29 protein-coding genes are annotated in these 26,846 nt (G+C 72.7%); 10 read left to right on the top strand and 19 right to left on the bottom strand.

The features are described 5' to 3' along the window. Positions 1-19: 19 nt before the first annotated feature. The 7 genes from JOD65_RS22705 to JOD65_RS22735 all read right to left on the bottom strand — a co-directional run bounded on the left by JOD65_RS22705 (position 20) and on the right by JOD65_RS22735 (position 7,959). Entirely contained in the window at positions 20-1,675 is a 1,656-nt protein-coding gene (locus tag JOD65_RS22705) for a bifunctional uroporphyrinogen-III C-methyltransferase/uroporphyrinogen-III synthase (protein ID WP_191194391.1), read from the bottom strand. Continuing rightward, positions 1,672-2,619 carry a hydroxymethylbilane synthase gene (gene hemC, locus JOD65_RS22710; protein ID WP_191194390.1) on the bottom strand — a complete coding sequence of 316 codons (948 nt, stop codon included), beginning with the start codon at positions 2,617-2,619 and terminating at the stop codon, positions 1,672-1,674. The genes JOD65_RS22705 and hemC overlap by 4 nt, the downstream gene beginning before the upstream one ends. Next, positions 2,616-3,902, bottom strand: coding sequence for a glutamyl-tRNA reductase (locus JOD65_RS22715; RefSeq protein WP_191194389.1), 1,287 nt, complete (start codon positions 3,900-3,902; stop codon positions 2,616-2,618). Before JOD65_RS22715 ends, hemC begins: the two co-directional genes overlap by 4 nt. 76 nt (positions 3,903-3,978) lie before the next feature. Continuing rightward, on the bottom strand, positions 3,979-4,653 hold the full coding sequence (locus JOD65_RS22720; RefSeq protein ID WP_191194388.1) for a redox-sensing transcriptional repressor Rex: 675 nt from the start codon (positions 4,651-4,653) through the stop codon (positions 3,979-3,981). Between the two features lie 322 nt (positions 4,654-4,975). Next, entirely contained in the window at positions 4,976-5,944 is a 969-nt protein-coding gene (locus JOD65_RS22725; protein WP_191194387.1) for an MsnO8 family LLM class oxidoreductase, read from the bottom strand. Positions 5,945-6,086: 142 nt separating this feature from the next. After that, positions 6,087-6,326: a glutaredoxin family protein gene (locus JOD65_RS22730; RefSeq protein ID WP_191194386.1), complete on the bottom strand. Its 240-nt coding sequence runs from the start codon at positions 6,324-6,326 to the stop codon at positions 6,087-6,089. A 64-nt stretch (positions 6,327-6,390) separates the two neighbouring features. Next, positions 6,391-7,959, bottom strand: coding sequence for a class I adenylate-forming enzyme family protein (locus tag JOD65_RS22735; protein WP_191194385.1), 1,569 nt, complete (start codon positions 7,957-7,959; stop codon positions 6,391-6,393). A 54-nt stretch (positions 7,960-8,013) separates the two neighbouring features. On the opposite strand from JOD65_RS22735, the gene JOD65_RS22740 reads away from it, so the two are divergent. The 3 genes from JOD65_RS22740 (at position 8,014) to JOD65_RS22750 (ending at position 11,126) form a co-directional block, all read left to right on the top strand. Next, positions 8,014-8,901, top strand: a complete 888-nt coding sequence (locus tag JOD65_RS22740) for an HAD family hydrolase (RefSeq protein ID WP_191194384.1) — start codon at positions 8,014-8,016, stop codon at positions 8,899-8,901. 85 nt (positions 8,902-8,986) lie between these two features. Beyond that, complete coding sequence (locus tag JOD65_RS22745) at positions 8,987-9,769, top strand: sigma-70 family RNA polymerase sigma factor (protein ID WP_224747157.1); 783 nt, start codon at positions 8,987-8,989, stop codon at positions 9,767-9,769. Between the two features lie 79 nt (positions 9,770-9,848). After that, a complete protein-coding gene (locus JOD65_RS22750) occupies positions 9,849-11,126 on the top strand; it encodes a DUF5667 domain-containing protein (protein WP_191194383.1) in 1,278 nt (425 codons plus the stop codon). 30 nt (positions 11,127-11,156) lie between these two features. Here the strand turns inward: JOD65_RS22750 and JOD65_RS22755 are convergent, their stop codons facing one another. The 7 genes from JOD65_RS22755 to JOD65_RS22785 all read right to left on the bottom strand — a co-directional run bounded on the left by JOD65_RS22755 (position 11,157) and on the right by JOD65_RS22785 (position 16,922). Next, positions 11,157-12,383: a lysophospholipid acyltransferase family protein gene (locus tag JOD65_RS22755; protein ID WP_307821354.1), complete on the bottom strand. Its 1,227-nt coding sequence runs from the start codon at positions 12,381-12,383 to the stop codon at positions 11,157-11,159. Continuing rightward, a complete protein-coding gene (locus tag JOD65_RS22760) occupies positions 12,376-13,353 on the bottom strand; it encodes an SDR family oxidoreductase (protein WP_191194382.1) in 978 nt (325 codons plus the stop codon). The genes JOD65_RS22755 and JOD65_RS22760 overlap by 8 nt, the downstream gene beginning before the upstream one ends. Before the next feature lie 12 nt (positions 13,354-13,365). After that, positions 13,366-13,467 carry a 30S ribosomal protein bS22 gene (locus JOD65_RS22765; protein ID WP_008356322.1) on the bottom strand — a complete coding sequence of 34 codons (102 nt, stop codon included), beginning with the start codon at positions 13,465-13,467 and terminating at the stop codon, positions 13,366-13,368. A 119-nt stretch (positions 13,468-13,586) separates the two neighbouring features. Beyond that, positions 13,587-13,793, bottom strand: a complete 207-nt coding sequence (locus JOD65_RS22770) for a helix-turn-helix domain-containing protein (RefSeq protein ID WP_191194381.1) — start codon at positions 13,791-13,793, stop codon at positions 13,587-13,589. Positions 13,794-13,943: 150 nt separating this feature from the next. Beyond that, entirely contained in the window at positions 13,944-15,125 is a 1,182-nt protein-coding gene (locus JOD65_RS22775) for an acetoin utilization protein AcuC (RefSeq protein ID WP_191194380.1), read from the bottom strand. 29 nt (positions 15,126-15,154) lie between these two features. Next, positions 15,155-15,955: a pyrroline-5-carboxylate reductase gene (proC, locus tag JOD65_RS22780; RefSeq protein ID WP_191194379.1), complete on the bottom strand. Its 801-nt coding sequence runs from the start codon at positions 15,953-15,955 to the stop codon at positions 15,155-15,157. A gap of 31 nt (positions 15,956-15,986) precedes the next feature. Continuing rightward, the gene (locus tag JOD65_RS22785) at positions 15,987-16,922 is read right to left on the bottom strand and encodes a proline dehydrogenase family protein (RefSeq protein ID WP_224747156.1); all 936 of its coding nucleotides are present in this window, start codon (positions 16,920-16,922) and stop codon (positions 15,987-15,989) included. A 96-nt stretch (positions 16,923-17,018) separates the two neighbouring features. Here JOD65_RS22785 and JOD65_RS22790 point away from each other — a divergent pair, with 96 nt between their 5' ends. Next, positions 17,019-17,411: a hypothetical protein gene (locus tag JOD65_RS22790; protein WP_191194378.1), complete on the top strand. Its 393-nt coding sequence runs from the start codon at positions 17,019-17,021 to the stop codon at positions 17,409-17,411. 25 nt (positions 17,412-17,436) lie between these two features. On the opposite strand, the gene JOD65_RS22795 is transcribed toward JOD65_RS22790, so the two are convergent. The 5 genes from JOD65_RS22795 to JOD65_RS22815 form a co-directional block, all read right to left on the bottom strand. After that, positions 17,437-18,174: an ABC transporter permease gene (locus JOD65_RS22795; protein ID WP_191194377.1), complete on the bottom strand. Its 738-nt coding sequence runs from the start codon at positions 18,172-18,174 to the stop codon at positions 17,437-17,439. Further along, positions 18,171-18,890: an ABC transporter ATP-binding protein gene (locus tag JOD65_RS22800; RefSeq protein ID WP_191194376.1), complete on the bottom strand. Its 720-nt coding sequence runs from the start codon at positions 18,888-18,890 to the stop codon at positions 18,171-18,173. Before JOD65_RS22800 ends, JOD65_RS22795 begins: the two co-directional genes overlap by 4 nt. A gap of 78 nt (positions 18,891-18,968) precedes the next feature. Beyond that, positions 18,969-19,586 carry a TetR/AcrR family transcriptional regulator gene (locus JOD65_RS22805; RefSeq protein WP_191194375.1) on the bottom strand — a complete coding sequence of 206 codons (618 nt, stop codon included), beginning with the start codon at positions 19,584-19,586 and terminating at the stop codon, positions 18,969-18,971. Continuing rightward, complete coding sequence (locus JOD65_RS22810; RefSeq protein ID WP_191194374.1) at positions 19,583-20,389, bottom strand: sugar phosphate isomerase/epimerase family protein; 807 nt, start codon at positions 20,387-20,389, stop codon at positions 19,583-19,585. The genes JOD65_RS22805 and JOD65_RS22810 overlap by 4 nt, the downstream gene beginning before the upstream one ends. A gap of 2 nt (positions 20,390-20,391) precedes the next feature. Further along, a complete protein-coding gene (locus JOD65_RS22815) occupies positions 20,392-21,336 on the bottom strand; it encodes a Ppx/GppA family phosphatase (protein ID WP_191194373.1) in 945 nt (314 codons plus the stop codon). A gap of 185 nt (positions 21,337-21,521) precedes the next feature. On the opposite strand from JOD65_RS22815, the gene JOD65_RS22820 reads away from it, so the two are divergent. The 6 genes from JOD65_RS22820 to JOD65_RS22845 all read left to right on the top strand — a co-directional run bounded on the left by JOD65_RS22820 (position 21,522) and on the right by JOD65_RS22845 (position 26,845). Then, positions 21,522-22,304 (top strand): DUF3109 family protein, encoded by a 783-nt coding sequence (locus tag JOD65_RS22820; RefSeq protein ID WP_191194372.1) that lies wholly within the window; start codon positions 21,522-21,524, stop codon positions 22,302-22,304. Between the two features lie 66 nt (positions 22,305-22,370). Beyond that, the gene (locus JOD65_RS22825) at positions 22,371-23,567 is read left to right on the top strand and encodes an inositol-3-phosphate synthase (RefSeq protein ID WP_191194371.1); all 1,197 of its coding nucleotides are present in this window, start codon (positions 22,371-22,373) and stop codon (positions 23,565-23,567) included. Further along, a complete protein-coding gene (locus JOD65_RS22830) occupies positions 23,564-24,427 on the top strand; it encodes an SCO3242 family prenyltransferase (RefSeq protein WP_191194370.1) in 864 nt (287 codons plus the stop codon). The genes JOD65_RS22825 and JOD65_RS22830 overlap by 4 nt, the downstream gene beginning before the upstream one ends. Beyond that, entirely contained in the window at positions 24,424-25,311 is an 888-nt protein-coding gene (locus JOD65_RS22835) for a sugar phosphate isomerase/epimerase family protein (protein WP_191194369.1), read from the top strand. The genes JOD65_RS22830 and JOD65_RS22835 overlap by 4 nt, the downstream gene beginning before the upstream one ends. Continuing rightward, the gene (locus JOD65_RS23525) at positions 25,308-25,967 is read left to right on the top strand and encodes an EboA domain-containing protein (protein WP_204811360.1); all 660 of its coding nucleotides are present in this window, start codon (positions 25,308-25,310) and stop codon (positions 25,965-25,967) included. The genes JOD65_RS22835 and JOD65_RS23525 overlap by 4 nt, the downstream gene beginning before the upstream one ends. After that, the gene (locus JOD65_RS22845; RefSeq protein ID WP_191194368.1) at positions 25,967-26,845 is read left to right on the top strand and encodes a TatD family hydrolase; all 879 of its coding nucleotides are present in this window, start codon (positions 25,967-25,969) and stop codon (positions 26,843-26,845) included. The genes JOD65_RS23525 and JOD65_RS22845 overlap by 1 nt, the downstream gene beginning before the upstream one ends. The last annotated feature ends 1 nt before the right edge of the window (position 26,846 follow it).

A 26,846-nucleotide genomic window follows, 5' to 3' on the forward strand; every position in this document is an offset into this window, starting at 1 on the left:
CCCCAGCGGCGGGTACGAGCTACTTGGCGCGGGCCTTGCGGCGACCCGACGCGGTGCGCTCGCTCGGACGCGTGACCGGCTCGCCGGCCTCGAGCATCGAGAGGCGTCGTGTCGCGCCGAAGTCGGCGAGGGCATCGACGAGGACCTCGACGTCGGGCGTCGGGGCCAGCACGTCGACCCGCAGGCCGTGCTCCTCGGCGGTCTTGGCCGTCTGCGGGCCGATCACCGCGATGATCGTCGACGGGTGCGGCTTGCCGGCGATGCCGACGAGGTTGCGGACCGTCGAGGACGAGGTGAAGACGACCGCGTCGAACTTGCCGGTCTTGATGGCGTCGCGGACCGGCGCCGGCGGCGGGGTGGCCCGCACCGTGCGGTAGGCGGTGACGTCGTCGCACTCCCAGCCGAGGTCGACCAGGCCGGCGACGAGGTTCTCCGTCGCGATGTCGGCGCGGGGCAGGAAGACCCGGTTGATCGGGTCGAGCACCTCGTCGTAGGGCGGCCACTCCTCGAGCAGGCCGGCGGCGGACTGGTCGCCGGACGGGACGAGGTCGGCGCGCAGGCCCCAGTCGGCGATCGCCTGGGCGGTCTTGTCGCCCACCGCGGCGATCTTCAGGCCGGAGAAGGCGCGGGCGTCGAGGCCGTACTCCTCGAACTTCTCGCGCACGGCCTTGACCGCGTTGACCGAGGTGAAGGCGATCCACTCGTAGCGGCCCTCGACGAGGCCGCGGACGGCCTTGTCCATCTGGAGCGGGTTGCGCGGCGGCTCGACCGAGATGGTCGGCACCTCCTCGGGCACGGCGCCGTACTCACGCAGGCGACGCGACAGCGAGCCGGCCTGCTCCTTGGTGCGCGGCACCAGCGCGCGCCAGCCGAACAGCGGCTTGGTCTCGAACCACGACAGGGTCTGGCGCAGGTCGACGACGTCACCGATGACGGTGATCGCCGGCGGCGCGATGCGCGCGGCGCGGGCGTCGGCCGCGATGTCGGCCAGCGTGGAGACGAGCGTGTGCTGCTCGGTCGTGGTGCCGACGCGGGTCATCGCGACCGGCGTCTGGGGCGAGCGACCGGCCTCGATGAGCGCGGCCGCGGTCTCGCCGATGCTGCCGACGCCGGAGAGCAGGACGAGCGTGCGGTCGTCGGCGTAGGCGCTCCAGTCGACCTTGTCGCCGCAGGTGACGACGGCCATCTCCTTGTGGCGCTTGGTGGTCAGCGGGATGCCGGCGTAGGCCGGGACCGCGCTGACGGAGGAGACACCGGGGACGACGTCGAAGCCGACGCCGGCCTTGACACAGGCCTGCGCCTCCTCGGGTCCCGAGGCGTAGAGGAACGGGTCGCCGATCATCAGCCGGACGACACGCTGCTTCTTGCCGTGGCGTACGACGACCTTGGCGCGGGCCGCGTGGGTCAGGGGCTGGCCGTCCTCGCCGAAGCCGCCGTCGACGATCTCCGGGCCGCCCTCGAGGCCGTCGGGGCCCTCGACGAGGCCGAGGACCTGGCGGACCAGCTCGGTGTGCTCAGGAGCCTCGGTCACGATCACCTCGGCACTCTGGAGAAGCTCCACGGCTCGCACCGTCAACAGGCCCGGGTCACCGGGTCCACTGCCGACGAACGACACCCAGCCCTGGGCCGGAGTGGTGGGCGCGGTGCTGGCCTGCGGGGTCTGTACTCGCGTCATGCGTGCTGATTCCTCACTGGTGGTGCTTCCATCAGGTCTGCTGCTCCCTCGTCGAGCATGTCGCTCGCGAGGCGTGTTCCGATCCGTTCGGCCTCGGTGACGGGGCCGGTGGTGCTCATCCGCACCGACAGGCCGCCGTCCTCGGAGAGGACCACGGCGCGTAGCCACAGCTCCTCGCCGTCCTCCCCCTCGACGACCTCGGCCAGGGCACCCAGCGGGGCCGAGCAGCCGGCCTCGAGGGTGGACAGGACCGCGCGCTCGGCCGTGACCGCGGCGCGGGTGGCGGGGTCGTCGAGCCGGGCCAGCGCCGCCACCAGCTCGGTGTCGCCGGAGCGGCACTCGATGGCAAGGGCGCCCTGGCCGGGCGCCGGCAGCATCTGGAGGGGGTCGAGGACCTCGGTGACCTCGTCGAGGCGGCCGAGGCGGGCGAGCCCGGCGCGAGCCAGGACGATCGCGTCGACCTCGCCGCTGCGGACCTTGCCGATCCGGGTGTCGACGTTGCCGCGGATGCCGTGGAGCTCCAGGCCCAGGCCGAGGGCCGCGAGCTGGCTGACCCGACGCGGTGAGCCCGTGCCGAGCCGGCTGCCCACGGGCAGCTCGCCGAGCGTGAGGCCGTCGCGGGCCACGATCACGTCGCGCGGGTCCTCGCGCACCGGCACGGCAGCCAGCGCGATGCCGTCGGCGGGCGCGGTCGGCAGGTCCTTGAGCGAGTGGACGGCGAAGTCGACGTGGCCGTCGAGGAGCGCGTCGCGCAGCGCGCTGACGAAGACCCCGGTGCCGCCCATCTGGGCGAGCGGGGCGGCGCTGCGGTCGCCCTCGGTCGAGACCTCGACGAGCTCGACCTCGCGGCCGAGGTGCGCCTCGACGAGCCCGGCCACGAGCCCGGACTGGGTGGTGGCCAGGGCGGACGCGCGCGTGCCGAGGCGGAGCGGACGGGCGCTCACTGTTGTCCCTCCGCTCGGGAGATGGCGTCGACCGCGTCGGGGTCGAGCCGGAAGAGCTCGGCCAGCGCGGCGGTGTAGGACACGGCGGGCTCGGCGTCGGCCAGCTCCTTGACCCGGACGGTCGGCTCGTGGAGGAGCTTGTCGGCGACCCGGCGCACGGTGTGGAGGACCTCGGCGCGGGTGGCGTCGTCGAGGCCCGGCAGGCGGGTGGACAGCCGCTCCATCTCGGCGTCGACCACCGAGGTCGCCATCGAGCGCAGGGCGACGACGGTCGGCGTCACGCTCGCCTGGCGTCGTACGGCCAGGAAGGCGCTGATCTCCTGCCCGACGATGGTGCGTACGTCGTCGACGCCCGCGGTGGCCTCGAGGCCGCGCAGCTCGTCGGCGAGGCCGGCGAGGTTGATCAGCTCGACGCCCGGCAGGTCGGCCAGCGACGGGTCGACGTCGTGCGGCAGCGCCAGGTCGATCACGCTCAGCGGCCGGTCGCTGCTGCCGCGCGCGGTGACCACGTCGGCGAGGCGGACCAGCGGCTCGGGGGCGCCGGTGCAGGAGATGACGATGTCGGCCGTGGCGAGCTCGTCGGTGAGTGACTCCAGCGGCAGCGAGGTGGCGGCGTACTCCTCGGCGAGCCGCTCGGCGCGGGCGGCGGTGCGGTTGAGCACCGAGATGCTGGTGGCACCGCTGCGCGACAGGTGGGCGACCGCGAGGGACGCCATCGCGCCGGCGCCGATCACGAGCGCCTTCGCGCCGGCGACGGGCACCGAGCTGCGCTCGAGGGCGGCGGTGACCAGGGAGGGGGCGGCGCGGTCGATGTCGGTCTCGGCGTGCGCCCGCTTGCCGACGCGCAGCGCCTGCTGGAAGAGGGTGTTGAGCGCCGGGCCGACAGTGCCGTGCTCCTGGCCGACGCGCAGCGCCTCACGGGTCTGGCCGAGGATCTGGCCCTCGCCCACGACCATCGAGTCAAGGCCGGCGGCCACCTGGAAGAGGTGCGAGACGGCGCCCTCGTCGTAGTGGACGTAGAGGTGCGGCAGCAGCGCCTCGGTGGACTGCTCGGCACGCGCGACGAGGAGACCCGAAAGGTCCTCCACGCTGCCGTGGAAGCGGTCGACCTCGGCGTAGACCTCGAGGCGGTTGCAGGTCACGATCGCCGTCGCCTCGGAGACGTGGTCACCACCCATCACGTCCTGGATGAGCTTGGTGGCGCTCTCACCGTCGAGCGCGAGCTTCTCGAGCAGCTCGACGGGAGCGGACTTGTGGGAGATGCCGACGACCAGGACGCTCATGGCCGTACTCGCTTCGCTCCGTGCGCCCATGAGGCACTCGACGCACTGCGCTGGATGATTCGCTCGCTGCGCTCGCTCACGCCGTCACCTCCGTCGTGGGGAGGCCCGACTTGCGCTGCTCGTGGTAGGCGAGGATCTGCAGCTCGATGGAGAGGTCCACCTTCCGTACGTCGACGCCGTCCGGCACGGTCAGGACGGTCGGGGCGAAGTTGAGGATGCTGGTGATGCCGGCAGCGACCATGCGGTCGGCGACGGACTGGGCAGCCACGGCCGGCGTCGCGATCACGCCGATGGACACCGCGTCCTCGGAGACGATCGACTCGAGGTCCTCGAAGGAGCGGACGTCGAGCCCGGCGACCCTCTCGTCGTGGCGGTCGGGGTCGGCGTCGAGGAGTGCGACGACGCGGAACCCGCGGCTGCGGAAGCCGGAGTAGTTGGCGAGCGCGTGACCGAGGTTTCCGATGCCGACGATCACGACCGGCCAGTCCTGCGTCACGCCGATCTCTCGGGCGATCTGGTAGCGGAGGTACTCCACGTCGTAGCCGACGCCGCGGGTGCCGTAGCTGCCGAGGTAGGACAGGTCCTTGCGGAGCTTGGCGCTGTTGACGCCTGCCGAGGCGGCGAGCTCCTCGCTGGAGCAGGTCGTGGTGCCGTCGTCCGCCAGGCCGGTCAGGGCACGGAGGTACACGGGAAGCCTGGCGACAGTCGCCTCGGGAATGTCCCGGGCAGAGTCGGGGGTCCGTGCGGTCACAGCTGCTTCTTTCCAGTCCCGCGAACCTCGCGTGACCCGGCCACTGTAGGAGTTTGTGAACGGGAGAACAAAACGACGGAATGGGCGGCTAGCACATGTGAGAAGACCCACCCGAAGCGGGGGTCTCTCGACTTGCGTGCAGGGTGCCGGAGGGCCTAACGGCGGGCGTCCGCACCGCTGGTCTGAACCGGTCCCCTCGGTGGCGAGGCCCGCTCCCCGGACGGGCTGTAACGCCGGGTTAGGACGGGTACCCCATGTGGTGCTCGGGGGTGGGTAGCAGCACTAACCCGGCGTTACAGCGGCGACGCCCCGCCGGGCGAGCTCAGCGCAGCAGGTCGGCCAGCATCAGGTCCGAGGCGAGGAGGGCGTCGCGGTCGGGGGTGGAGCCGCTCGCCAGCAGCTCGTCGGCGCCGGTGGCCTCCGCGAGGGCGTCGAGGCGGCGCCGTACGGTCGCGGGGCTGCCGGCCACCGCCCGGTCCAGCGAGGCCTCGACCCGTCGGCGTACCTGGCTCGGCCAGGACTCCTCCCGGACGGCGCGGATGCTCTCGAGCGGCGGGAACTCACCGGTTTGACGCGAGCGAGCCATCGCCCACGCCTCGGGCAGGGCGAGCTCGCGGCCGGTCGCGTCGTCGTCGGAGACGAGCACGTCCAGCGAGACCGTCACCCGCGGCTCGCTGCCGCGGTGCGGGCGGAACCCGCGGCGGTAGCGCGCCAGCGCATCGGGCAGCTCGGCGGACTCGAGGACGGGGCCACCCACGACCACGGGCAGACCCAGCCGGGAGGCGACCTCCAGCCCGCGCCCGGTGGCCAGCACGTGCATCGGCACCGGCCTGCCTGTGGAGGGCCGCGCCGTCACCTCCGCGGTGCCCTCGAGGTAGCCGCGCAGCTCCTCGAGGTCGTCCTCGAACGTGTCGCCGTCCTCGTGGTCACGTCGGAGGGCGCGACGCACCGGCGGCGTGAAACCGAGCGACCGGCCGAGCCCGAGGTCGACCCGACCGGGGTGGAGGGCGTCCAGCACGAGGAACTGCTCGGCGACCACCAGCGGCTGGTGCAGCGGCAGCATCACCCCGCCCGACCCGATCCGGATGCGGTCGGTGCGTGCGCCGATCGCGGCCAGGAGCACGGCCGGTGTCCCGGACGCGATGCCCGGGACGGCGTGGTGCTCGGCGACCCAGAACCGGTCGTAGCCCACCTGCTCCGCGTGCACCGCCCGGGCGACCGTCGCCTCGAGGGCCTCGGCGTCGGGCAACCCGACGCGGTTGCGGGAGCGGTCGAGCAGGGAGAGTTTCACGTCCTCATCAACGCGTCACGACCCGATCGGCATCCCGGCCGGCACGACGTCATGGCGGCCGGTCGTCAGGGTGCCCACCCACCATGACGCTGTCGTCGTACGTCATGGGTCGCGGCGGCCTGGACGACCACCGGCCATGACGTCAGCCCAGGGCCGCGCGCAGCCGGTTCTCGTCGACGCGCCAGAAGTCGTGCTGCTTGCCGTCGACGAAGGTCACCGGGACGTCCTCGCCGAAGCGGTCGGCCAGGTCGTCGTCGGTGGTGATGTCGACCTCCTCGAAGGACTCCCCCAGGTCGGCGCAGACGCGCTCGACGACCACTCGGGCGTCGTCGCACAGGTGGCAGCCCGGCCGGGTGTAGAAGGTGATCCGTGCGGTGTTCATTCGGGGTCCCCGCGGCGTTGTTGGGCGGAGCGAAGCGGGGGAGAAGAACGTCGTGGGGTGATCTTCATTCGAGGAGTCCCTGGACCCGACGGCGCTCGAGGCCGCGCAACCGGCCCTTCTGCACCTTGCCGGTCACGGTGAGGGGCAGGGTATCGACGACCTCGATGCGTGAAGGCTGCTTGAAGCGCGCCAACCGGCCCTCGGCGTGGGCTCGGACGGCGTCCTCCAGGTCGGCCGGGCGCTCCGCGTGCCCATCGTCGGCGGCCGCGACGACGTACGCCACCACCGCCTCGCCGGTCACCTCGTCCGGCACCCCGATCACGGCCGCGTCGACGACGCCGTCGACCTCGCGCAGCACGTCCTCGACCTCGGTCGGGTAGACGTTGAAGCCGCTGACGATCACCAGGTCCTTGACCCGGTCGACGAGGAAGAGGTCGCCGCTCGCGTCGAGGAAGCCGACGTCGCCCGTGCCGTACCAGCCCTCGTCGTCGGGCCCGTCGGACCCGTCGGGCCAGTAGCCGCTGAAGAGGTTGTCCCCGCGCACCTGGATCTCGCCGGGGTCCTCCCCCTCGACCTGGCTCCAGGTCTCGTCGACCAGGCGCAGCTCGATGCCGGGCAGCGCCGCGCCGACCGAGCCCGCCCGGGGCTCGCTGCTGCACAGCGTGCTCGTGACCACCGGCGACGCCTCCGTGAGCCCGTAGCCCTGGTGCACGGGGATGCCGGTGATCGACGTGAACTCCTCGATCACCGCGCCCTCCAGCGGCGCCGACCCGGACAGCACGAGCCGGACCGGCCCGAGCCGCTCGCGCAGGTGCTCGTCGGGCAGCCAGTGGGCGAAGACGGGCGGCGCGATCGGTACGACGCTGCACGCCTCGTCGTCGATGAGGTCGAGCACCGCCTGCGGCTCGAAGCGCTCGACGAGCAGCAGCCGCGCCCGGTGGCGCAGCACCCCGCCGAGCACGGCGTTGAGGCCATAGACGTGGAAGAGCGGCAGGACCCCGAGCACCACGTCGTCGCCGTGCATCATCGGCGGCTCGACGGCCGCCACCTGCTCGATGTTGGCCAGCAGCGCCCGGTGGCTGAGCATCGCCGCACGGGGCCGACCCGAGGTGCCGCTGGTGTAGAGGAGGGCGGCGAGCTTCTCGGGGTCGGGCAGCGGCGGGATCGGGCGTACGACGTCCGCGCGGAGGTCGTCGAGCGCGAGCTCCCCCTCGCCGGGCGGGGTGCCGGTGACGACGACGGCCGGCCGGACGACGTCGGGGTCGAGCTCGCCCAGCGCAGCGCGTACGGCGTCGAGAGCGGTCTCGTCGGCGACCACCATCCGGCTGCCGGAGTCGGCGATCATCCGGGCGAGCTCACCGGGGGTCGACCGGGGGTTGACCGGTACGGCGACGACCTGGGCCCGGAGGACGCCGAGGTAGGTCGTGACGAACTCGATGCGGTTGCCGACGGCGATCATCACGCGCTGGCCGGCGCGGATGCCGTGGGCTCCGAGACCGGTCGCGATGCGGCCGACCTCGTCCTCGAGCCCGGCCCACGTGAGCGTGCGGCCACCGCTCTCGACGAGGGCCTGCCGGTCAGGCACGTCGTCGGCAGCCTCGGCCACCAGCTCGGAGATGTCGTGGCGCGGCATGCGTGGATCCTTCCACAGCCCGGCGTCGGCGGCAGGCGCGGCTACGCTTGCCTGGTGACCCCGTCCGAGCGGCCCCGGCGCCTCAACCTGCAGCAGCGGTCGGCCCTCGCGGGCGAGGCCGCGGCGGCGTCGGCGGAGGTCGAGAACGCCCTCGTCTGGCCCAGCGACCCGACCGCGGCCGCCTTCTTCGACGTCGACAACACCGTCATGCAGGGCGCCAGCATCTTCCACTTCGCGCGCGGGCTGTACCGCCGCAAGTTCTTCACCACGAAGGAGATCGCCTCCGCCGCGTGGAAGCAGGCCTACTTCCGGATCGCCGGCGTCGAGGACCCCGAGCACGTGGCGGATGCGCGCAACTCCGCGCTGTCGTTCATCGCCGGGCACACCACCGCCGAGCTCGAGGAGCTGGGCGAGGAGATCTTCGACGAGGCGATGGCCCACCGGGTGTGGCCCGGCACCCGCGCCCTGGCCCAGATCCACCTCGACGAGGGCCAGCGGGTGTGGCTGGTGACGGCGGCGCCGATCGAGATCGCGACGATCATCGCCCGACGGCTCGGCCTCACCGGCGCCATGGGCACCGTGGCCGAGCACGTCGACGGCGTCTACACCGGCCAGCTCGTGGGTGACCTGCTCCACGGCCCCGCCAAGGCGGAGGCGATCAAGGCGCTCGCGGCCCGCGAGGGACTCGACCTCGCCCGCTGCTCGGCGTACTCCGACTCCAGCAACGACCTGCCGATGCTCTCCCTCGTCGGCGACCCGTGCGCCATCAACCCGGACGCCCGGCTGCGGGCGCACGCCCGCGCCCACGGCTGGCGGATCCACGACTACCGCACCGGCCGCAAGGCGGCACGGGTCGGCTTCCTCGGCGCCGCGGTGGCCGGCGCGGTGACGGGCGCTGTCGCCGCGGGCGTGAGCCTGCGCGGTCGCGACCGCTCCGCCTGACCTGTAACCGAAAGTTACTCACGGGTTCACAAGACCGGGACCGGCCCCTATCGTGGATGATGCTGCAACCGGGAGGGGACACCGCATGCGGTCGACGAACGACATCGATCGTGCCTTCGAACAAGGCATGGACGCGCTCCGGCGCGCCGTCCTCGCTGCCCTGTCCCCCCGCCTGGTCCTCCAGCCCGCAGGCCACGTGCTGCTCTCCGAGACGGCCACGCCCGGCGCGTCCGTCGGCGGCCCCGACGGACGCTCCGGCTCCGGCCCGGTCGGAGACGAGGACCGCGCGACGTCGTCCGAGGTCGACGGGGCCGAGCGCGAGCGGCTGATCGCGCTCGTCGAGCTCGCCCGCGCCGGCGACAAGGAGGCGTTCGGCCTCCTCTACGACCACTACCAGGCCTCGGTCTACCGCTTCCTCTACTACCGCACCCGCTCGCAGACGCTCGCCGAGGACCTCACCTCGGAGACCTTCTTCCGGGCGCTGCGCAGCATGAACAGCTTCCGGTGGCAGGGCAAGGACTTCGGCGCCTGGCTGATGACGATCGCGCGCAACCTCACGATGGACCACTTCAAGGCCGGCCGCACCCGCCTCGAGATGACCACCGAGGACATGACCCCGCACGACGACACCACCGAGGGGCCCGAGGACACGGTCATCGCCGGCCTCACCAACGAGGTGCTGCTCAAGGCGCTCACCGAGCTCCCGGTCGAGCAGCGCGAGTGCCTCATCATGCGGTTCCTGCAGGGCCTCTCGATCGCCGAGACGGCGCGCGCCCTCGACCGTTCCGACGGCGCGGTCAAGCAGCTCCAGCTCCGCGGCGTGCGCAATCTCGCCAAGCTGCTGCCGGAGGGGTTGAGAGACGCGTGACACACCCCGTAACCCCTGCCCCGTCTGGCTCGTTCGTCCCAGTGGGAGGACCCGCCAGCTGTGAGACAGGACGACCGCGATGACAGCGCCCTTCTCGGGACGACGACGTGCCGACGAGTTCGAGGCACTCCTATCCCGCGACCCCACGACCGCCTCCGCGGGGAGTGACACCGAGCGCTACGCCGACCTGCTCGAGGTCGTCGCCGACCTGCGGGCGGTGCCGCCCACGACCGCGCGGCCCGAGTTCGTGGCGTCGTTGCGCGAGCGCCTGATGGCCGAGGCCGACACCGCCCTGGTCCGGCAGCCGCCCGCCCCGTCGCGACTGGCGATGCCCACCTCGTCGCGCACCCGCCAGCGCCGCATCGGCGCCGTCCTCGGCGGTGCCGCCCTCGTGGGCTCGGCGGCCACCATGGCCGTAGCGGCGCAGACCGCGCTGCCCGGCGAGTCCCTCTACGGAGTGAAGCGTGGGATCGAGTCCGCTCAGGTACGCCTCGCCACCGACGACGCCGACCGCGGCCGCACCCTGCTGGCCCAGGCCGGCACCCGGCTCACCGAGCTGGAGGAGCTGGCCGCCGGCGACGCGGGTCGCGACGAGCTCGTGCCCGACACGCTCGACTCGTTCACGCGCCAGTCCAGCGACGGCGTGCGCAGCCTGCTCGTGTCGTACGAGGCCACGGGCAGCGAGGGCGACGCCCAGGTCGCACGCGACTTCACCGCCACCAGCATGGACCGCCTCGAGCGCCTCCAGGGCGAGCTGCCGGAGAGCGCCCGCGACGACCTGCTGGCTGCCGGGCGGACGCTCGCCGACCTCGATCTCGAGGTGAGCAACGTCTGCCTGACCTGCACCGGCGGCATCACCACGACGCCCGAGTTCCTGCTGACCAGCGCCCCGCAGGTCGGCCTGCTCAGCGGGCTCGACACCGACCAGCTGACGCTGGAGGGGGCGCCGATCTCCGGCCAGGACCTCACCGGCATCAAGGTCCCCGAGGCCCTCGACCCGCAGCAGGTCGTGCCGACCGCACAGCCGTCCACCACCCTCGGCCCCGGACCGGGCTCCGTGGTGCCCGACCCGACCAGCGTCGACCCGACCAAGCCCGACCCGACCAAGCCGGTCAAGGACATCACCAAGAACCTCACCGACACGGTGACCGACACGACCGACACCGTCACCGACGGCCTCACCGACACCACCGGCAGCCTGACCAGCCAGCTCGACGACGTGACCGGCGGTGCGCTCGGCGGCCTCACGTCGGGCGCCGACGACGCGACCGGGGGGCTCATCGGCGAGGTGACCGGCACCCTCGACGGAGCCACCGGCGGCACGCTCGGCAACGCGACCGGCGGTCTCCTGCCCTAGCTGCTGCGCCGCTCCGTCGGCGTCGGCAGGTCAGCCGAAGGCGCTGCCGCGCTCGCGCAGCAGGTCGAAGAGCGTGTGCTGGATGGTCTCGCGCACCTGGTCGGTGACGTTGAAGACCAGCATCGGGTCCTCGGCCTCGCCGGGCTCGTAGGCGTCGGTGCGGATCGGCTCGCCGAACTCGAGGATCCACTTCGAGGGCAGCGGCACCATGCCGAGCGGACCGAGCCACGGGAAGAACGGCGTGATCGGGATGTAGGGCACCCCGAGCAGCCGCGCCAGCGACGGGACGTTGCCGACGAGCGGGTAGATCTCCTCGGCGCCCACCAGGGAGAGCGGGATGATGGGTACGCCGGTGCGCAGCGCGGCCGAGACGAACCCGCCGCGCCCGAAGCGCTGCAGCTTGTAGCGCTCGCTGAACGGCTTGCCGATGCCCTTGAACCCCTCCGGCCAGACGCCGACGAGCTCGCCGCCCGACAGCATCCGCTCGGCGTCCTCGGTGCAGGCCAGGGTGGCGCCGCCCTTGCGGGCGAGCGAGCTGACCAGGGGCAGCTTGAAGACCAGGTCGGCGCCGAGCGGGCGCAGGAAGCGGCCGGCGTGGTCGTGCACCGTCAGCATCGTCATCAGGCCGTCGAGCGGCACGGTGCCGGAGTGGTTGGAGACCACGAGGGCGCCGCCCTGGGCGGGGATGTTCTCCAGCCCGCGGACCTCGAGGCGGAACCACTTCTCCGCGATCGGCCGCAGCGCGGCCATGAAGAACCGCTCGGTCAGCTCGCGGTCGAAGCCGTAGTCGTCGACGTCGTAGTCGCCCTCGAGGCGGCGGCGGACGAACGCCATCAGCTCGGCGAGGCGCCGCTCCCAGTCGGCGCCGAAGATCTCCTGCGCGGCGTCCTGGGCGGCCGCCAGCCACTCCCCGACCGGGATGCCGGTGGTGGGCGACGGCTGATCCACGTCGTCGGCGGTGGGCGGCCCCACGTCGACTGGCGGCACGGCCTTCTCGTCGGACTCGGCGGGATGGCTCGACCCGGTCGCCCGGCCTGCACCGGTGCGGGCCTTCTTCTTCCCTGCGGCCGGAGCGGCCGGCTTGGTGGTCGGCTTGGTGGTCGGCTTGGTGGTCGCGGCCTTGCGGGCCGTCGGGGCCAGGTTGCGCGCGGCCGAGGACGGTCGGGCGCTGCCGGAACCGCGGCCCGGGCGACCACCGGTGCCGATCGGGATGACGACGGCGTGGTCGCCGTCGCGGCGGCGGGCTTCCTCAGGCACGGCCGGCCCCCTCCCTGACGGCGGGCGCGACGGACTGGCAGAAGTCGGCGAACGTCTCGGCCGTCGTGAACTGCGGCTCGAAGCCGAGCACGGTGCGCATCCGGGTGGTGTCCACGCCCCGACCGTAGGTCAGGAACCCCAGTTGCTCGGGCGAGAAGTCCGACACGCGGGCCTGGCGCATGGTCGAGCCGAGCCGACCGACCGCGAAGCGCGGCAGCGACACCGACGGCGTGCCGAGGCGTCGTACGGCCTGGCTCAGCGTCATAACCCCGTCACCGGCGACGTTGAAGGTGCCGGGCACCCCGGTGGTCGCGGCGTGGCACAGCACCCGCATCAGGTCGTCCTCGTGGAGGAGCTGGAGCCGCGGGTCGAAGCCGAGGACCCGGGGGATCACGGGGAGCCGGAAGTAGTTGGTCAGCGGGCTCGAGACGTGGGGGCCGACCACGTTGGCCGCCCGGATCATCGTGACGTCGACGTCGGGGCGCCGACGGGCGAACCCGCGGACATAGCCCTCGATCTCGTAGACGTCCTTCGCGTAGCCCGAGGAGGGCAGGCGCTTGGGACCCATGTCCTCGGTGAACATCGCGGGGTCACGAGGACCGGAGCCGTAGACGGTGGTGGTCGACTTCACGACCAGCCGCTCGACGGTCGCCGACTTCTGGCACGCAGCGAGCAGCTGCATGGAGCCGATGACGTTGAGCTCCTTCATCGTCCCGCGACCACCGGCCGAGCCGGGGGTCGCGATCACGCTCATGTGGACGACGGTGTCGACGTCCTCCTTCGCGATGACCTTCGCGATGACCGGGTTGCGGATGTCGGCGCGGACGAAGGAGACGTCGCCGATGTCACCGCGCGGCGGGACTGCGTCCACGCCGATGACTCGATCGATGGACGGGTCGCCGGTCGCGGCGCGCGCGAATCGACGTCCGATGTCCCGGGATATCCCGGTGACCAGCACGACCCGCCCCATGGTCGAGGGGTGTTACTTGCCGAGCTTGCGGCGCTGCACGCGCGTCTTCTTGAGCAGCTTGCGGTGCTTCTTCTTGGCCATGCGCTTGCGCCGCTTCTTGATGACAGAACCCACGAAATCAGACCTTTCCTTGCGACCGACGTTCGTCGGCCGGACCCGCACACCCTACTGGCCGGGTGCGGGCAGCGCGGAATCGAGTCGAACCAGTGGATCCCCGCCGGGGACGAGCGCCGTCAGCCGGCGTTGTAGAAGCTCTTGCGGAGGTACTCGTTGACGTCGTCCTCGCGGACCCGGAAGGAGCGGCCGACGCGGACGGCGGGCAGCTCACCGCCGTGCACGAGCCGGTAGACCGTCATCTTCGAGACGCGCATCCTGGCCGCGACCTCGGCGATGGTCAGGAACTGCGCCTCGGACATGTCGCCTGGGGTGTTCTCAGCCATGGGTGTGCACCGATCCTTCTGCGCGGCGACGGCGCCGGCTTCCGAACCGGCGTCACAGGCGTGCCGCTCTCGCTGACAATAGGGCTCGCGTGACGCGTGGGGAAGAGTAATGCCAGAGAAACTTGTGTGACTGCGGCGTGTCGGCTTGCCTCAGGGTAGCGGGTCCAGCCCGTGGAGCGGGAAGACCTCGGTGCGCGTGGCGTTGATGGCGCGGTCCAGCCAGGTCTCCGGGTCGTAGCCGCCGGACCAGTCGCGGTAGGCCGGCGTGCGGCCGTCGGTCATCCGGTGCGGGGCGGTCGCCCCGATCACCTCCTCGACGTACGCCCGCCACGCCGGGGGCGTCGCCTGCTCTGGATCGATCGGGGTGCCCGCGACGACAGCCAGCAGGTGCGCCCAGGCGCGCGGCACGACGTCGACGACGGAGTAGCCACCGCCCCCGGTCACGACCCACCGCCCGTCGGCCACCTCGTGGGCGAGCTCGTGCAGGGCGAGGTAGGCCGCCCGCTGGCCGTCGACGCTGAGCATCATGTGGGCGAGCGGGTCGTTCATGTGCGAGTCGCACCCGTGCTGGGTGACCAGCACCTGTGGTGAGAACTCGCGCAGGATCGGGGGTACGACGGCGTGGAAGGCGCGCAGCCACCCGGCGTCGGCGGTGCCCGGCGGCAGCGCGACGTTGACCGCCGTGCCCACGGCGCCGCGGCCGCCGGTGTCGCTCGGGAAGCCAGTGCCGGGGAAGAGCATCTGCCCGGTCTCGTGCAGGGAGATGGTGAGGACCCGCGGGTCGTCCCAGAAGATCTTCTCGACGCCGTCGCCGTGGTGGACGTCGATGTCGACGTAGGCGACCCGCTCGGCGCCGTCGGCGAGCAGCTGCTTGATGCCCACCGCCACGTCGTTGTAGATGCAGAAGCCGCTGGCCTTGTCGGGCATCGCGTGGTGCAGTCCACCGGCGATGTTGACGGAGTGGAGCGACTCCCCGCTCCAGACCTGGCGGAACGCCTCCAGCGTGGCGCCGACGACGTGGGCGCTGGCGACGTGCATGTCGGCGAAGACCGGGTCGTCCTCGGTGCCGAGACCCCGGGCGGCGTCCTCGAACCCGGGCGTCGCCCCGGCCCGGGTCACGGCCTCGATGAGGCCCCGGTCGTGGACGGTCGCGATCTGCTCGTCGGTGGCCACCGGGGCGTCGACGCGCTTGATCCCCTCGAGCACCCCGAGCTCGTCCGCCAGGCGCATCGTCAGGTCGACGCGCACCGGCGACATCGGGTGAGTGGGCCCGAAGTTGTACTCACAGAGCGTCTGGTCGAAAACGACGGACGCAGGCCCCGCACACTCCATGTGGCGGACGTTACTCCCACCCCGAGCGGTCAGCTGCCCTCGGCCAGCTCGCGAGAACGGTTGCGGGCGGCCTCCATGGCGGCCAGGAACGCCGCGCGGACCTTGTGGATCTCGAGCTCGCGGAGCGCCGACGCGGTCGTGCCTCCCGGCGAGGTGACCTGCTCGCGCAGCACGACGGGGTGGGTTCCGGTCTCGCGGAGCATCGCGGCCGAGCCCACGAGGGTCTGCACGACGAGCTCGGTGGCGGTGACGCGCGGCAGGCCGAGGTGGACGCCCGCCTCGACCATCGACTCGACGACGAAGAAGATGTAGGCCGGCCCCGAGCCGGAGATCGCGGTGACCGCGTCCATCTGCTTCTCCGGGATGCGCATCACCTTCCCGGTCGACGCCATCAGCGACTCGACCTCCGCGAGGTGGGCGTCGTCGCAGTGGGAGCCGGGCGAGATCGCGGCCATGCCCTCGTCGACCAGGGCCGGCGTGTTGGGCATGACCCGCACGACGGCGACCCCTTCGGGCACGCGCGACTCGATGAAGGCGGTGGTGATGCCCGCCGCGAGCGAGACGACCAGCTGCCCGGCCCGCAGGTCGGGCGCGATCTCGGCGAGCACGTCGCCCATGTCCTGCGGCTTGACGACCAGCGCGACGGTGTCCGCCTTGGCGGCCGCCTCACGGTTGGAGACGACGGCCACGCCGTAGCGCTCCTCGAGCTCCCTGGCCCGCTCGGCGCGCTTCTCGCCGACCATCAGCTGGTCGACGCGGCGCCCGGCGCGGACGAGACCGGACAGGAGGGCCTCGCCCATCACGCCGGCGCCGATGATCGCTGTGCTCATGCCCGCAATCTACTGCGAGCAGGGGGTGCTGCTATTTCTTGGAGACCAGGGAGCGGACGAAGAACCCGAGGTTCTGCGGCTTCTCGGCCAGCCGGCGCATGAGGTAGCCGTACCACTCGGTGCCGTAGGGGATGTAGACGCGCACGGTCTCGCCGGCGGCCGCGAGGCGCTTCTGCTCCTCCGGACGGATGCCGTAGAGCATCTGGAACTCGTAGGTGCCGGGCCGCCGGCCGAAGCGGCTGGCGAGCGACGAGGCGATCTGCACCATGCGCGGGTCGTGGGTGGCGATCATCGGGTAGCCCTGGCCGCCGAGCAGCACCTTGAGGCAGCGGACGTAGGACCTGTCGACGTCGATCCGGTCTTGGAAGGCGACCTTCTCGGGCTCCATGTAGGCGCCCTTGCACAGCCGCACCCGGGAACCCTCGTAGGCCAGGGCGCGGCAGTCGGCCTCCGTGCGGCGCAGCATCGCCTGCAGCACGGCGCCCGTCTCGGGGAAGTCCTTGCGGAGCTCGCGCAGGATCGAGAGCGTCGAGTCGGTGGTGGTGTGGTCCTCCATGTCGAGGGTCACCGTGGTGCCGGCGTTGCGGGCAGCGCGGCAGATGTCGCGGGCGTTCTCCAGGGCGACCTTGTGGCCGTTGTCGGGGAGGAACTGGCCGATCGCGCTGAGCTTGACCGAGACCTCGGCGTGCGGCGCGAGGCCCTTGGTCGCCAGGTCGGCGAGGAGCTCCTTGTAGGCCGCGACGGTGGCGTCGGCGTGGGCGGCGTCGGTCGTGTCCTCGCCGAGGTAGTCGAGCGTCACCCGCAGGCCGCCGTCGACCAGGTCCGACGTCGCCGCCACCGCGTCGGCGGTCGTCTCGCCCGGCACGTAGCTGGTCACGATGGAGCTCGAGACGGGCATCGTCGAGACGAGCTTCTTGACCCCCTGGCTGCGAGCGAGGAGCAGGATCGGCTGGCGGAGCAACGACATGGCGGCAAGGCTACGCCGACCTCTCTCTCGGACCTGCACCGAACCTTCACACCTCCTCCACCCCATCCGGGTCGGTGTTCTCCTAGCGTCGTCGGCATGACTTCCAGCCTCGCTTCTCCCACCACGCGGTACGCCCTCGCGCTGGCCGCGGCGGTCGGCACCGTCCTGTTCCTCCTGTTCGGCATCGGCGCCCTCGGGATCGTCGGTGAGGGCGACCGCGACTGGCTCTACCTGGCTGCACCGGCGGTCCTGCTGGTCGTCGCCGTGGCGACCCGGTTCCGGCCGGGCGGCATGGTGCTGGCCCTCGGGGCCGCCGCGGCGACCACGCTCGTCGCAGGTGTCGTCGCCGTCGTCCTGGTCGCCGCCGACGACACGGCCGCGTCGATCGCCGACGTGATCATGCTGACCGTGATGTACGCCGGCCTGTTCGCGGCGGGGGCGTGGCTGTTCAGCCGGGTCCCGGAGCCGCCGGTCGACGCCGTCGCGTAGCAGGTGAGAGACCGGCGGATCCGGGTCAGGGTGTCCGACGCCTGAGGGTGGCGGCGCCGAGCGCGAGCGCACCCAGCGCGAAGCCCGCCACGACCATCACGTCGCGCCACACCTCGCCCGTGTCGGCGGCCCCGACGAGCTCCTGCATGGCGTCGACGGCGTACGACATCGGCAGCACGTCGCTGATCGCCTCGAGCACGGCGGGCATCGCCTCGCGCGGCACGAAGAGCCCGCAGAGCAGGATCTGCGGCAGCACGAAGGCCGGCATGAACTGCACCGCCTGGAACTCGGTCGTCGCGAAGGCGCTCACCAGCAGCCCGAGCGCCGTGCCGAGGACGGCGTCGGCGACGGCCACGACGCCGAGCAGCCAGACCGGGCCCGCGACGTCGAGGCCCAGCAGGCCGACGCTGACGGCGACCGCGAGCGTCGACTGCACGGCCGCCAGCAGGCCGAAGGCGATCGCGTAGCCCAGCAGGAAGTCGAGCTTGCCGAGGGGCATCGTGAGCAGCCGCTCGAGGGTGCCGGACGAGCGCTCGCGCAGCGTCGTCACGCTCGTCACCAGGAACATCACGATGAAGGGGAACATCGCCAGCAGGCCCGGCCCGAAGCGGTCGAAGAGGTCGCCGGGGAGGTCCGCGAACATCCACCAGAGCAGCGTGATCAGCAGGCACGGGACGACCATCAGCATGGCCAGCGTCCGGTGGTCGCGACGGACCTGCGTGAGGACGCGGCCGGCGACGGCGAGCGTGACCCGCGCGTTCATCGAGCACCACCGGGCCCCTCGACGAGGTGGAGGAACGCCTGCTCGACGTCCTGGGCACCGGTGCTGCGGCGGATCTCGTCGGGCGAGCCGTCGGCGATGATCCGGCCCTCGCGCATCAGCAGCAGCCGGTGGCAGCGCTCGGCCTCGTCCATGACGTGGCTCGAGACCAGCACGGCGGCCCCGCCGTCGGCGATCCGGTGGAACAGGTCCCACAGGTCGCGGCGCAGCACCGGGTCGAGGCCGACCGTCGGCTCGTCGAGCACCAGCAGGTCCGGCGTACCCAGCAGTGCCACGGCCAGGCTGGCCCGGCTGCGCTGGCCGCCGGAGAGCCGGCCCACGACCTGCGTGCGGTGGTCGTCGAGGCCCACCGCGTCGACGGCCTCGTCGACCTGGGCGCGGTCCACCCCGAGCACGCGGGCGAAGAACGCGAGGTTCTCCGCGACAGTGAGGTCGTCGTAGACGCTCGCGGCCTGGGTGACGTAGCCGACGCGGGTCCGCAGCGGTCGGCTCCCCGCGGGCTCCCCCAGCACCTCGACCGTCCCGGACCGCACCTGCTGCGCCCCGACCAGGCACCGCATCAGCGTCGTCTTGCCGCAGCCGCTCGGGCCGAGCAGGCCGGTGACGCCGGCCGGGACGTCGAGCGAGATGCCGGGCAGCACCTCGCGCTCGCCGCGTACGACGACGAGGTCGCGCACCTCCACGACGTTTTTCATCATGTGTTGAATTGTGCGCCTGAGCCGGTACGCCGTCAAGGCCCACAGGCGGTGGTCCAGCCACCCGCGCTCGTACGACGGCTAGGGCAGGTCGCCGGTCAGGTAGTGCTGGAGGACCGGGCCGACCCGGGCCACGACGTCGTCGGCGGGCATCTCGGCCATCGGCGGGAGCGCGAGCAGGTAGCGGGTGACGATCAGGCCGATGACCTGGCTGGCGACGAGTGGGATCCGTTCCTCGGGCCGGTCGGCGACGAGCTGGGCCAGCACGGGTCCGACGACGACCGGGATGAAGCCCTCCTGCAGGAGCGTCGCGCCATCAGCGCTGAGCACCGACCGGACGACCGCGAGCAGCTGCACCTGCATGTCGGGGTCGTCCCACACCGAGAGGAACACGCGCAGCAACCGCTCGCCGGCACCGTCGGGGCCCTGGACCACGACGGGCGCCAGGAGCTCGCGCGGGTCGACGGGCATCTGGAGGGCCGCGAGGAACAGGTCGTCCTTGCTGCCGAAGTAGTGGTGCACGAGGGCGGGGTCGACACCGGCGGACGCCGCGACGGCGCGGATCGTCGTACCCCGGAAGCCCTTCTCGGCGAACGACGCCCGCGCAGCGGCGAGCACCTCGGCCCGGGTGTCGGGGGCCCCGGGGCGCCGACCGCGGGACGTGCGCTGACTGGCAGGGGAGGTCGCCGGGGGGCTCATGGCGTGGGTACGGCGAGGTGCGCGCGGGCGAACTCCAGCGACTCCCTGAGGTCGGCCTCGCGCTCGCTCTTGCTGGCGGCCCGCCGGGTGTTGATCTCGAGCACGACGTGGCCGGAGAAGCCCCGACCGGCGAGGTGGCGCAGGAACGCCTCGGCCTTCATCACCCCGCGGCCGGGCACGAGGTGCTCGTCCTTGGCCGAGCCGGTGCCGTCTGTGAGGTGGATGTGGCGCAGGCTGTCGCCCATCCGGTCGGCCATCTCGATGACGTCGCTGCGGGCGATGGCAGCGTGGGACAGGTCGATCGTGGTGTTGGCGTAGCTCTCCGAGCTCGGGTCCCAGCCGGGCAGGTACATCTCCATCCCGCGGCGCGAGGACGCGCGCCACGGATACATGTTCTCTACCGCGAAGGCGATGCCGGTGCGCGCCTCGAGGGACGCGATGCCCTCGACGAAGCCGGCGGCGTAGTCCTTCTGCCAGCGGAACGGCGGGTGCACCACGACCACGTCGGCCCCGACCGCGTCGGCCATCTCGGCCGACCGCTCCAGCTTCACCCAGGGGTCGGTGCCCCAGACCCGCTGGGTGAAGAGCAGGCAGGGCGAGTGCACGGCGCAGATCGGGACCTGGTGGTGGTCGCTGAGCTTCTTGACCGCGTCGACCTGCTGGCTCAGCGAGTCGATGCCGACCATCACCTCGACGGCGTCGTAGCCCAGCTGTGCGGCCCACCCGAAGGCGTGCGCCGTCGACTCCGGGTAGACCGAGGCCGAGGAGAGTCCGACCAGCGGGACCGACGAGGACGTGGACATGGTCAGCGCACCCTCGTGATGACGGAGATCTGGTCGAGCCGCTCGAGGATCACGCCCTCGCGCAGCGCCCACGGGCAGACCTCCAGCTCGGTCAGGTCGAAGATGTCCATGCACGCCTCGGCGACGAGGGCGCCGGGCACGATCTGGTGCGTGCGGCTCGGCGAGACCCCGGGCAGCTCGGCGAGCTCGTCGGCGGACATGTCCATCAGCTTGGGGATCCAGCTCGAGAGGGTGTCGAGCTCGAGCGCCCGCGGCACGAGCGGGCCGTCGCCGCTCGGCGCGGCGCCGCAGATCCGGGCGAGCGAGCGGAAGGTCTTCGAGGTCGCGGCCGCCCGGTCGGGCACACCGCCGCGCAGCAGGTGTCCGGCGTCGCGGGCGATCTCGGCGCGCACCTGCCGACGCAGCTCGCGTACGTCGTCGTCGGAGGGCCGACCGCCGCCGAACCAGGCCCGCGCCATCCGGGCCGCGCCCAGCGGGAGCGACCAGGCGACGTCGGGGGCCTCGTCGGTGCCGCCGGCGATCTCGAGAGAGCCGCCGCCGATGTCGAAGACGGCGAGCCGGCCGGCCGACCAGCCGAACCACCGGCGGACGGCCAGGAACGTCAGGCGGGCCTCGTCCTCCCCCGACAGCACCTCGAGCGCCACGCCGCTGTGCTTCTCGACGTGGGCGAGCACCTCGTCGGAGTTGACCGAGTCGCGCACGGCCGAGGTGGCGAAACCGAGCATCTCCTCGCAGCCCTTGTCCTCGGCGATCTGCGTCGCGGAGGCACAGAAGTCCGTGAGGGCCTTGATGCCCTTCTTGGTGACCGCACCGTCCTCGTCCAGGTGCTCGGCCAGGCGCAGCGGCTGCTTGTGCGAGGAGGCCGGGAGGGGGGCCGCGCCACCGTGTGCGTCGACCACCAGCAGGTGGCCGGTGTTGGATCCGATGTCGAGGACGCCCAGGCGCATGACTGCCACGCTACTAGAGCGTGCACGCTGAGCCGTGCCGTCGCGAGCGGCGTCTGGCGCGTGCGATGGCAAGGCGGAGGAGGGAGACATGGCGGAGCCATGGCGACTGACGACAACGCAGCCAGCGTGCGTGTCAGGCGGCGTGCAGCAGGCTCGGGTCAGGGGACGCGCTCTAGGCTCTGGGCGTGCCCGAAGTCGACCTGGTGTTCCCCCGCGCGTTCGTCGAGTTCGCCGATCCCGCTGACGACACCCAGGTGTTCCGCTGCGACCTGACGTGGTTGACCTCGGCCTACACGTGCATCTTCGGCCAGGGGTGCCAGGGCATCTACGCCGACGCCCCCGACGTCGGCTGCTGCACCCTCGGCGCCCACTTTGCCGACCGCGACGACGAGAAGCGGGTCGCGGTGTTCGTCGGCGAGCTCACCCCCGACGACTGGCAGCTCCACCCCGGTCGGTCGGTGCGCAAGGCGGACTGGATCGAGACCGACGACGACGGCGAGCGCAAGACGCGGGTCGTCGAGGTCGACGGACAGCAGGCGTGCGTCTTCCACAACCGGACCGACTTCACCAACGACGCCGGGCACGTCGGCGCCGGCTGCGCCCTCCACGGCCTCGCCCTGCGCCAGGGGCGCAACCCTCTGGAGACCAAGCCCGACGTGTGCTGGCAGCTGCCCATCCGCCGCCAGTTCCGCGAGGTCGAGCGGCAGGACGGCACCTCCTACACCGAGGTCTCGATCGGCGAGTACGACCGCCGCGGCTGGGGTCCGGGCGGCCACGACCTCGACTGGTACTGCTCCGGCAACACCGAGGCGCACGTCGCGCCCGAGCCGGTCTACGTCACCCACGAGCCCGAGCTCGTCGAGCTGATGGGTGCGGAGGCGTACGCCGAGCTGGTGCGGCACTGCGAGGCCCACGTGGTTTCGCGATCCGCGCTCGCCCTGCACCCCGCGTCACCGCGTCACTTTTGAGCGCAATCGCGCAAAAGTGCTGAACCCGGCGTTGAAAGTGGTTGTGACGTGCATTACCTTCGACAGGTGGCACCCTCCCCCAACCCCCGGACCGAGGATCACGGCCCCGGCGGCACTCTCGGCATCTGGTTTATCGGCGCTCGCGGCTCGCTCGCGACCACCGCGACCATCGGCCTGAGCGCCCTCGCCGCCCACCTGACCGACGAGACCGGCTGCGTCTGCGCCCACCCCGACCTCGACGCGCGCGGCCTGCCGGCGTACGCCGACATCGTCGTGGGCGGCCACGACGTCGACACCCTCCCGCTCGTCAAGCAGGCCGAGCGTCTGGTGGCGGGCGGCGTGGTGCCGGGGATCCTCGCGCACCAGGTCACCGCCGAGCTCGAGGCGACCGAGGCCCGGCTGCGCCCGGGTGTGCGCCACAGCGACCCCACCGACCAGCGCGCCGACGTGGAGCGGCTGGCGGACGACATCCGCGAGTTCGCCGCCGGCGTCGACCGGGTCGTCGTCGTCGACGTGTCGAGCACCGAGCCGCCGCACGACGCCGGCACCGACGCCGCCACCTGGGCCGACCTCGAGGCCGCGTGGTCGGCCGGCCGAGCGCCCCTGCCGCCGAGCTCGGTCTACGCCTGCGCCGCCGTGCTGGCCGGAGCGGCCTACGTCGCCTTCACGCCGAGCCCCGGCATCGACGTCCCCGCCCTGGTCGAGCTCGCCGCCGAGCGTGGCCTCCCCTACGCCGGCAGCGACGGCAAGACGGGCGAGACCCTGGTGAAGTCGGCGCTCGCGCCGATGTTCTCCACCCGGTCGCTGGCCGTGCGGTCGTGGACCTCGATCAACCTGCTCGGCGGCGGCGACGGGTCCACCCTGTCCGACCCCGCCGCCCGGGAGAGCAAGACGAGCACCAAGCGCTCCGGCCTGGAGTCGATGCTCGGCCACCCGGTGCCCGGCCCGATGCACATCGACTACGTCGAGGACCTCGGCGACTGGAAGACCGCCTGGGACCACGTCCGGTTCGACGGCTTCCTCGGCACCCGGATGACGATGCAGTTCACCTGGGAGGGCTGCGACTCGGCCCTCGCAGCTCCGCTGGTCCTCGACCTCGCGCGCCTCACCGCGCGGGCCGTGGCGGTCGGCGAGACCGGCCCCCTGGCGGCCCTCGGCTTCTTCTTCAAGCAGCCGATCGGCTCGCAGGAGCACCGGCTCGCGCAGCAGTGGGACGCCCTGCTCGCCTGGTCGACGGACTGCGCCGACCGGGTGACGACGTGAGGGTCGCCGACCTCGTCGAGCTGACCCGGGCCCCCGCCGCGTTCTCCATCCCCGGAGACGCATGGTCCGGCGCCGCGCACGCGGCGACCGCCGGGCGGGGCTGGGCGATGCCGATCGCCTCCACCTGCCTCTACTGGTCCGGCATGGCCTTCAACGACTGGTGCGACCGGCACGTCGACGCCGAGGAGCGGCCCGAGCGGCCGATCCCTTCGGGCCGGGTCAGCCCCGACGCCGCCCTCGCCGTCGCTGCCGGGCTCGGTGCCGCCGGGCTCGGCGTGGCGGCCCTCGTCGGCGGTCGCTCGGCCGTCGCGGTCGCGGCCCCGCTCGCCCTCATGGTGGTGGCGTACGACGCCGTCGCGAAGGACGCGGCCGTCGGGCCACTCGCGATGGCCTCGACGCGGGGGCTCGACGTCCTCCTCGGCGCCCACGCCTCGCCGGCCAGCGCGTGGCAGCCCGCCCTTGCGATGACCGCGCACACCGCGGGCCTCACCTGGCTCAGCCGCGGAGAGGTGCACGGCACTCGCCCCGAGGTCGCCGGAGCGGTGACCGCGGGCACCCTCGCGGTGGCCGCCGCCACGGCCCACGCGGCGTTCCACGACCCGCACTCCGGTCGCCTCGCCCGCGCGACCGGCGTCGGCCTGTCGGCGGCGTACGCCGTCGTGGTCGGCCGCGCCCAGGCCCGCGCGGCCCAGCAGCCCACGGCCGAGGCGGCCCGCGCCGCCACCCGCACCGGGATCGGCGGCTTCTCGCTCCTGCAGGGAGCCTGGCTCGCCCGCCGCGGCCGGCTGGCCGCCGCCGCGACCGTCGTGGGCGCCGGCCCGGCCTACCGCGCCCTGTCGCGCCGCTGGAGCCCGACGTGAGCGCCGCGGGACAGGGCGCCCTCCGCCTCGGCTACGGCAGCAACGGCTTCTCGGGCCACCGGTTTCCCGACGCCTGCGCGGTGATCGCGGGGCTCGGCTACGACGGCGTCGCCCTCACCCTCGACCAGCCGCACCTCGACCCCTTCGCCGACGACGCGGGCGCCCAGACCGCGCGCGCCGCGAAGTCGCTCGCCGACCACGGGCTCGCCGTCGTCATCGAGACGGGCTCGCGCTACGTCCTCGACCCGTGGCACAAGCACGAGCCCACCCTCGTCAGCGACGGCGACCGTGGACCGCGGGTCGAGCTGCTGATCCGTGCCGTGCGCATCGCCGCCGAGCTGGGCGCCGAGGCGATGTCGTGCTGGTCGGGCGTCCTGCCCGAGGGCGCCAGTGCCGAGGACGGCTGGCGCCGGCTCACCGACGGCCTCGGCCCCGTGCTCGACCTCGCGCACGAGCTCGACGTCACCGTCTGCTTCGAGCCCGAGCCCGGCATGCACGTCGACACGGTCGACGAGGCCCTCGAGCTGCGCCGCCGGCTCGGCGAGCCCGACCACCTCCGGTTGACCCTCGACCTGGGCCACCTCGTGTGCAACGAGCCGCGCAGCCCCGAGGCGTCCATCGCCGTCGCCGGTCCGCTCATCGGCAACGTGCAGGTCGACGACATGGTGCGCGACGTCCACGAGCACCTCGAGCTCGGCACCGGCACCCTCGACCTCGACGCGGTCCTCCGCGCGCTGCTGGCCACCGGATTCACCGGACTCGCCAGCGTCGAGCTGCCCCGCCACTCCCACGCCGCGCCCACGGTCGCCGCGCGACAGATCGCCGCCCTGCGCGCCTCCCTGGCCCGCCTCGCCGACTCCGACAGGGAAGGACCCACGCCGTGACCGAGATCCGGCCGCTGGCCGCCGACGACACCATCCGGCAGGCGCTCGACGACCGCGCGCGGGCTCAGCTCGACGCGCTCACCGCCGAGGTGACCGAGGACCCCTCGCGGCTCGGCCGAGCGTTCCCCGCGGCCGCCCGCAGGACCGGCCGCGGCCCGCTCGCCGGGGCCGACGACGTCCTGCTCGAGGACGCCGTACGCGTCTCCCTCGTGCAGACCGCGGCGCGCTCCCTCGACCCCGAGGCGCTCCTGGCCGAGCTGCGCGAGGTCTACCGCTACGGCGACAACGACGAGAAGCGCGCGGTCCTGCACGCCCTGTCCGGCGCACCCGACGGCGTCGACGGCACCGACCTGCTCCTCGACGCCCTGCGCACCAACGACACCCGCCTCGTCGCCGCCGCGATGGGTCCGCACAGCGACCGGCTGGACGACGACTCCTGGCGCCAGGGCGTCCTCAAGTGCCTGTTCACCGGCGTGCCCGTCGCGTCGGTCGCCGGGCTCGCCCGTCGCGCCGACAGCGAGCTGGCCGAGATGGTGCAGCGCTACCAGCGCGAGCGCGAGGCCGCCGGGCGCGACGTACCCCTCGACGTGCAGGTCGTCCTCGACGCCTGCGCCGCCTCCCCCGAGCACGACCGGCACCAGCAGAAGGACTCCTGATGCGCATCTTCGACCCGCACATCCACATGACCTCGCGCACCACCGACGACTACGAGGCGATGTACGCCTCCGGCGTCCGCGCGCTCGTCGAGCCGGCGTTCTGGCTGGGCCAGCCGCGCACCACCGTCGGGTCGTTCACCGACTACTTCGACGCCCTCGTGGGCTGGGAGCGGTTCCGCGCCTCGCAGTTCGGCATCGCCCACCACTGCACGATCGCGCTCAACCCCAAGGAGGCCAACGACCCGCGGTGCGCCGAGGTGCTCGACGTGCTCCCGCGCTACCTCGCCAAGGACGGCGTGGTCGCCGTGGGTGAGGTCGGCTTCGACTCGATGACCGTCGAGGAGGAGAAGGCGTTCGTGCGGCAGCTGGAGCTCGCCGTCGAGTTCGAGCTGCCGGCGATGGTCCACACGCCCCACCGCGACAAGGAGCAGGGCACCCGCCGCACCCTCGAGCTCGTCACCGAGTCGGGCCTCGCGCCCGGGATGGTCGTCGTCGACCACCTCAACGAGGTCACCGTCGACCAGGTCGACGACGCCGGCTGCTGGATGGGCTTCTCGATCTACCCCGACACCAAGATGGACGAGCACCGGATGGTCGCGATCCTGCAGCGCCGCGGCCTGGACCGGGTGCTGGTCAACTCGGCCGCCGACTGGGGCCGCAGCGACCCGCTCAAGACCTCGAAGACCGGTGCGGCGATGCTCGAGGCCGGCTTCTCCGCCGACGACGTCGACCGCGTGCTGTGGCGCAACCCGATCGAGTTCTTCGGCCAGAGCGGCCGGCTGCTCGTCGACCCGGACCTCGCCGACGACGCCTCCGCCGGCTCCGACTCCGCGGCGACCTTCGAGGGCAACTCGATCCTGCGCGGCTCGCGGGACTGAC

Source organism: Nocardioides cavernae (genome assembly GCF_016907475.1).
GTDB lineage: Bacteria > Actinomycetota > Actinomycetes > Propionibacteriales > Nocardioidaceae > Nocardioides > Nocardioides cavernae.

Coding starts and splice junctions, on each gene's coding strand:
- JOD65_RS22785 (WP_224747156.1), bottom strand. CDS start 16,922: ATGTCGTTGCTCCGCCAGCCGATCCTGCTCCTCGCTCGCAGCCAGGGG.
- JOD65_RS22795 (WP_191194377.1), bottom strand. CDS start 18,174: ATGAACGCGCGGGTCACGCTCGCCGTCGCCGGCCGCGTCCTCACGCAG.
- JOD65_RS22715 (WP_191194389.1), bottom strand. CDS start 3,902: ATGAGCGTCCTGGTCGTCGGCATCTCCCACAAGTCCGCTCCCGTCGAG.
- JOD65_RS22810 (WP_191194374.1), bottom strand. CDS start 20,389: ATGTCCACGTCCTCGTCGGTCCCGCTGGTCGGACTCTCCTCGGCCTCG.
- JOD65_RS22735 (WP_191194385.1), bottom strand. CDS start 7,959: ATGCCGCGCCACGACATCTCCGAGCTGGTGGCCGAGGCTGCCGACGAC.
- JOD65_RS22815 (WP_191194373.1), bottom strand. CDS start 21,336: ATGCGCCTGGGCGTCCTCGACATCGGATCCAACACCGGCCACCTGCTG.
- JOD65_RS22770 (WP_191194381.1), bottom strand. CDS start 13,793: ATGGCTGAGAACACCCCAGGCGACATGTCCGAGGCGCAGTTCCTGACC.
- JOD65_RS22805 (WP_191194375.1), bottom strand. CDS start 19,586: ATGAGCCCCCCGGCGACCTCCCCTGCCAGTCAGCGCACGTCCCGCGGT.
- JOD65_RS22730 (WP_191194386.1), bottom strand. CDS start 6,326: ATGAACACCGCACGGATCACCTTCTACACCCGGCCGGGCTGCCACCTG.
- proC (WP_191194379.1), bottom strand. CDS start 15,955: ATGAGCACAGCGATCATCGGCGCCGGCGTGATGGGCGAGGCCCTCCTG.
- JOD65_RS22750 (WP_191194383.1), top strand. CDS start 9,849: ATGACAGCGCCCTTCTCGGGACGACGACGTGCCGACGAGTTCGAGGCA.
- JOD65_RS22705 (WP_191194391.1), bottom strand. CDS start 1,675: ATGACGCGAGTACAGACCCCGCAGGCCAGCACCGCGCCCACCACTCCG.
- JOD65_RS22790 (WP_191194378.1), top strand. CDS start 17,019: ATGACTTCCAGCCTCGCTTCTCCCACCACGCGGTACGCCCTCGCGCTG.
- JOD65_RS22800 (WP_191194376.1), bottom strand. CDS start 18,890: ATGATGAAAAACGTCGTGGAGGTGCGCGACCTCGTCGTCGTACGCGGC.
- JOD65_RS22775 (WP_191194380.1), bottom strand. CDS start 15,125: ATGGAGTGTGCGGGGCCTGCGTCCGTCGTTTTCGACCAGACGCTCTGT.
- JOD65_RS22745 (WP_224747157.1), top strand. CDS start 8,987: ATGCGGTCGACGAACGACATCGATCGTGCCTTCGAACAAGGCATGGAC.
- JOD65_RS22845 (WP_191194368.1), top strand. CDS start 25,967: ATGCGCATCTTCGACCCGCACATCCACATGACCTCGCGCACCACCGAC.
- JOD65_RS22760 (WP_191194382.1), bottom strand. CDS start 13,353: ATGGGGCGGGTCGTGCTGGTCACCGGGATATCCCGGGACATCGGACGT.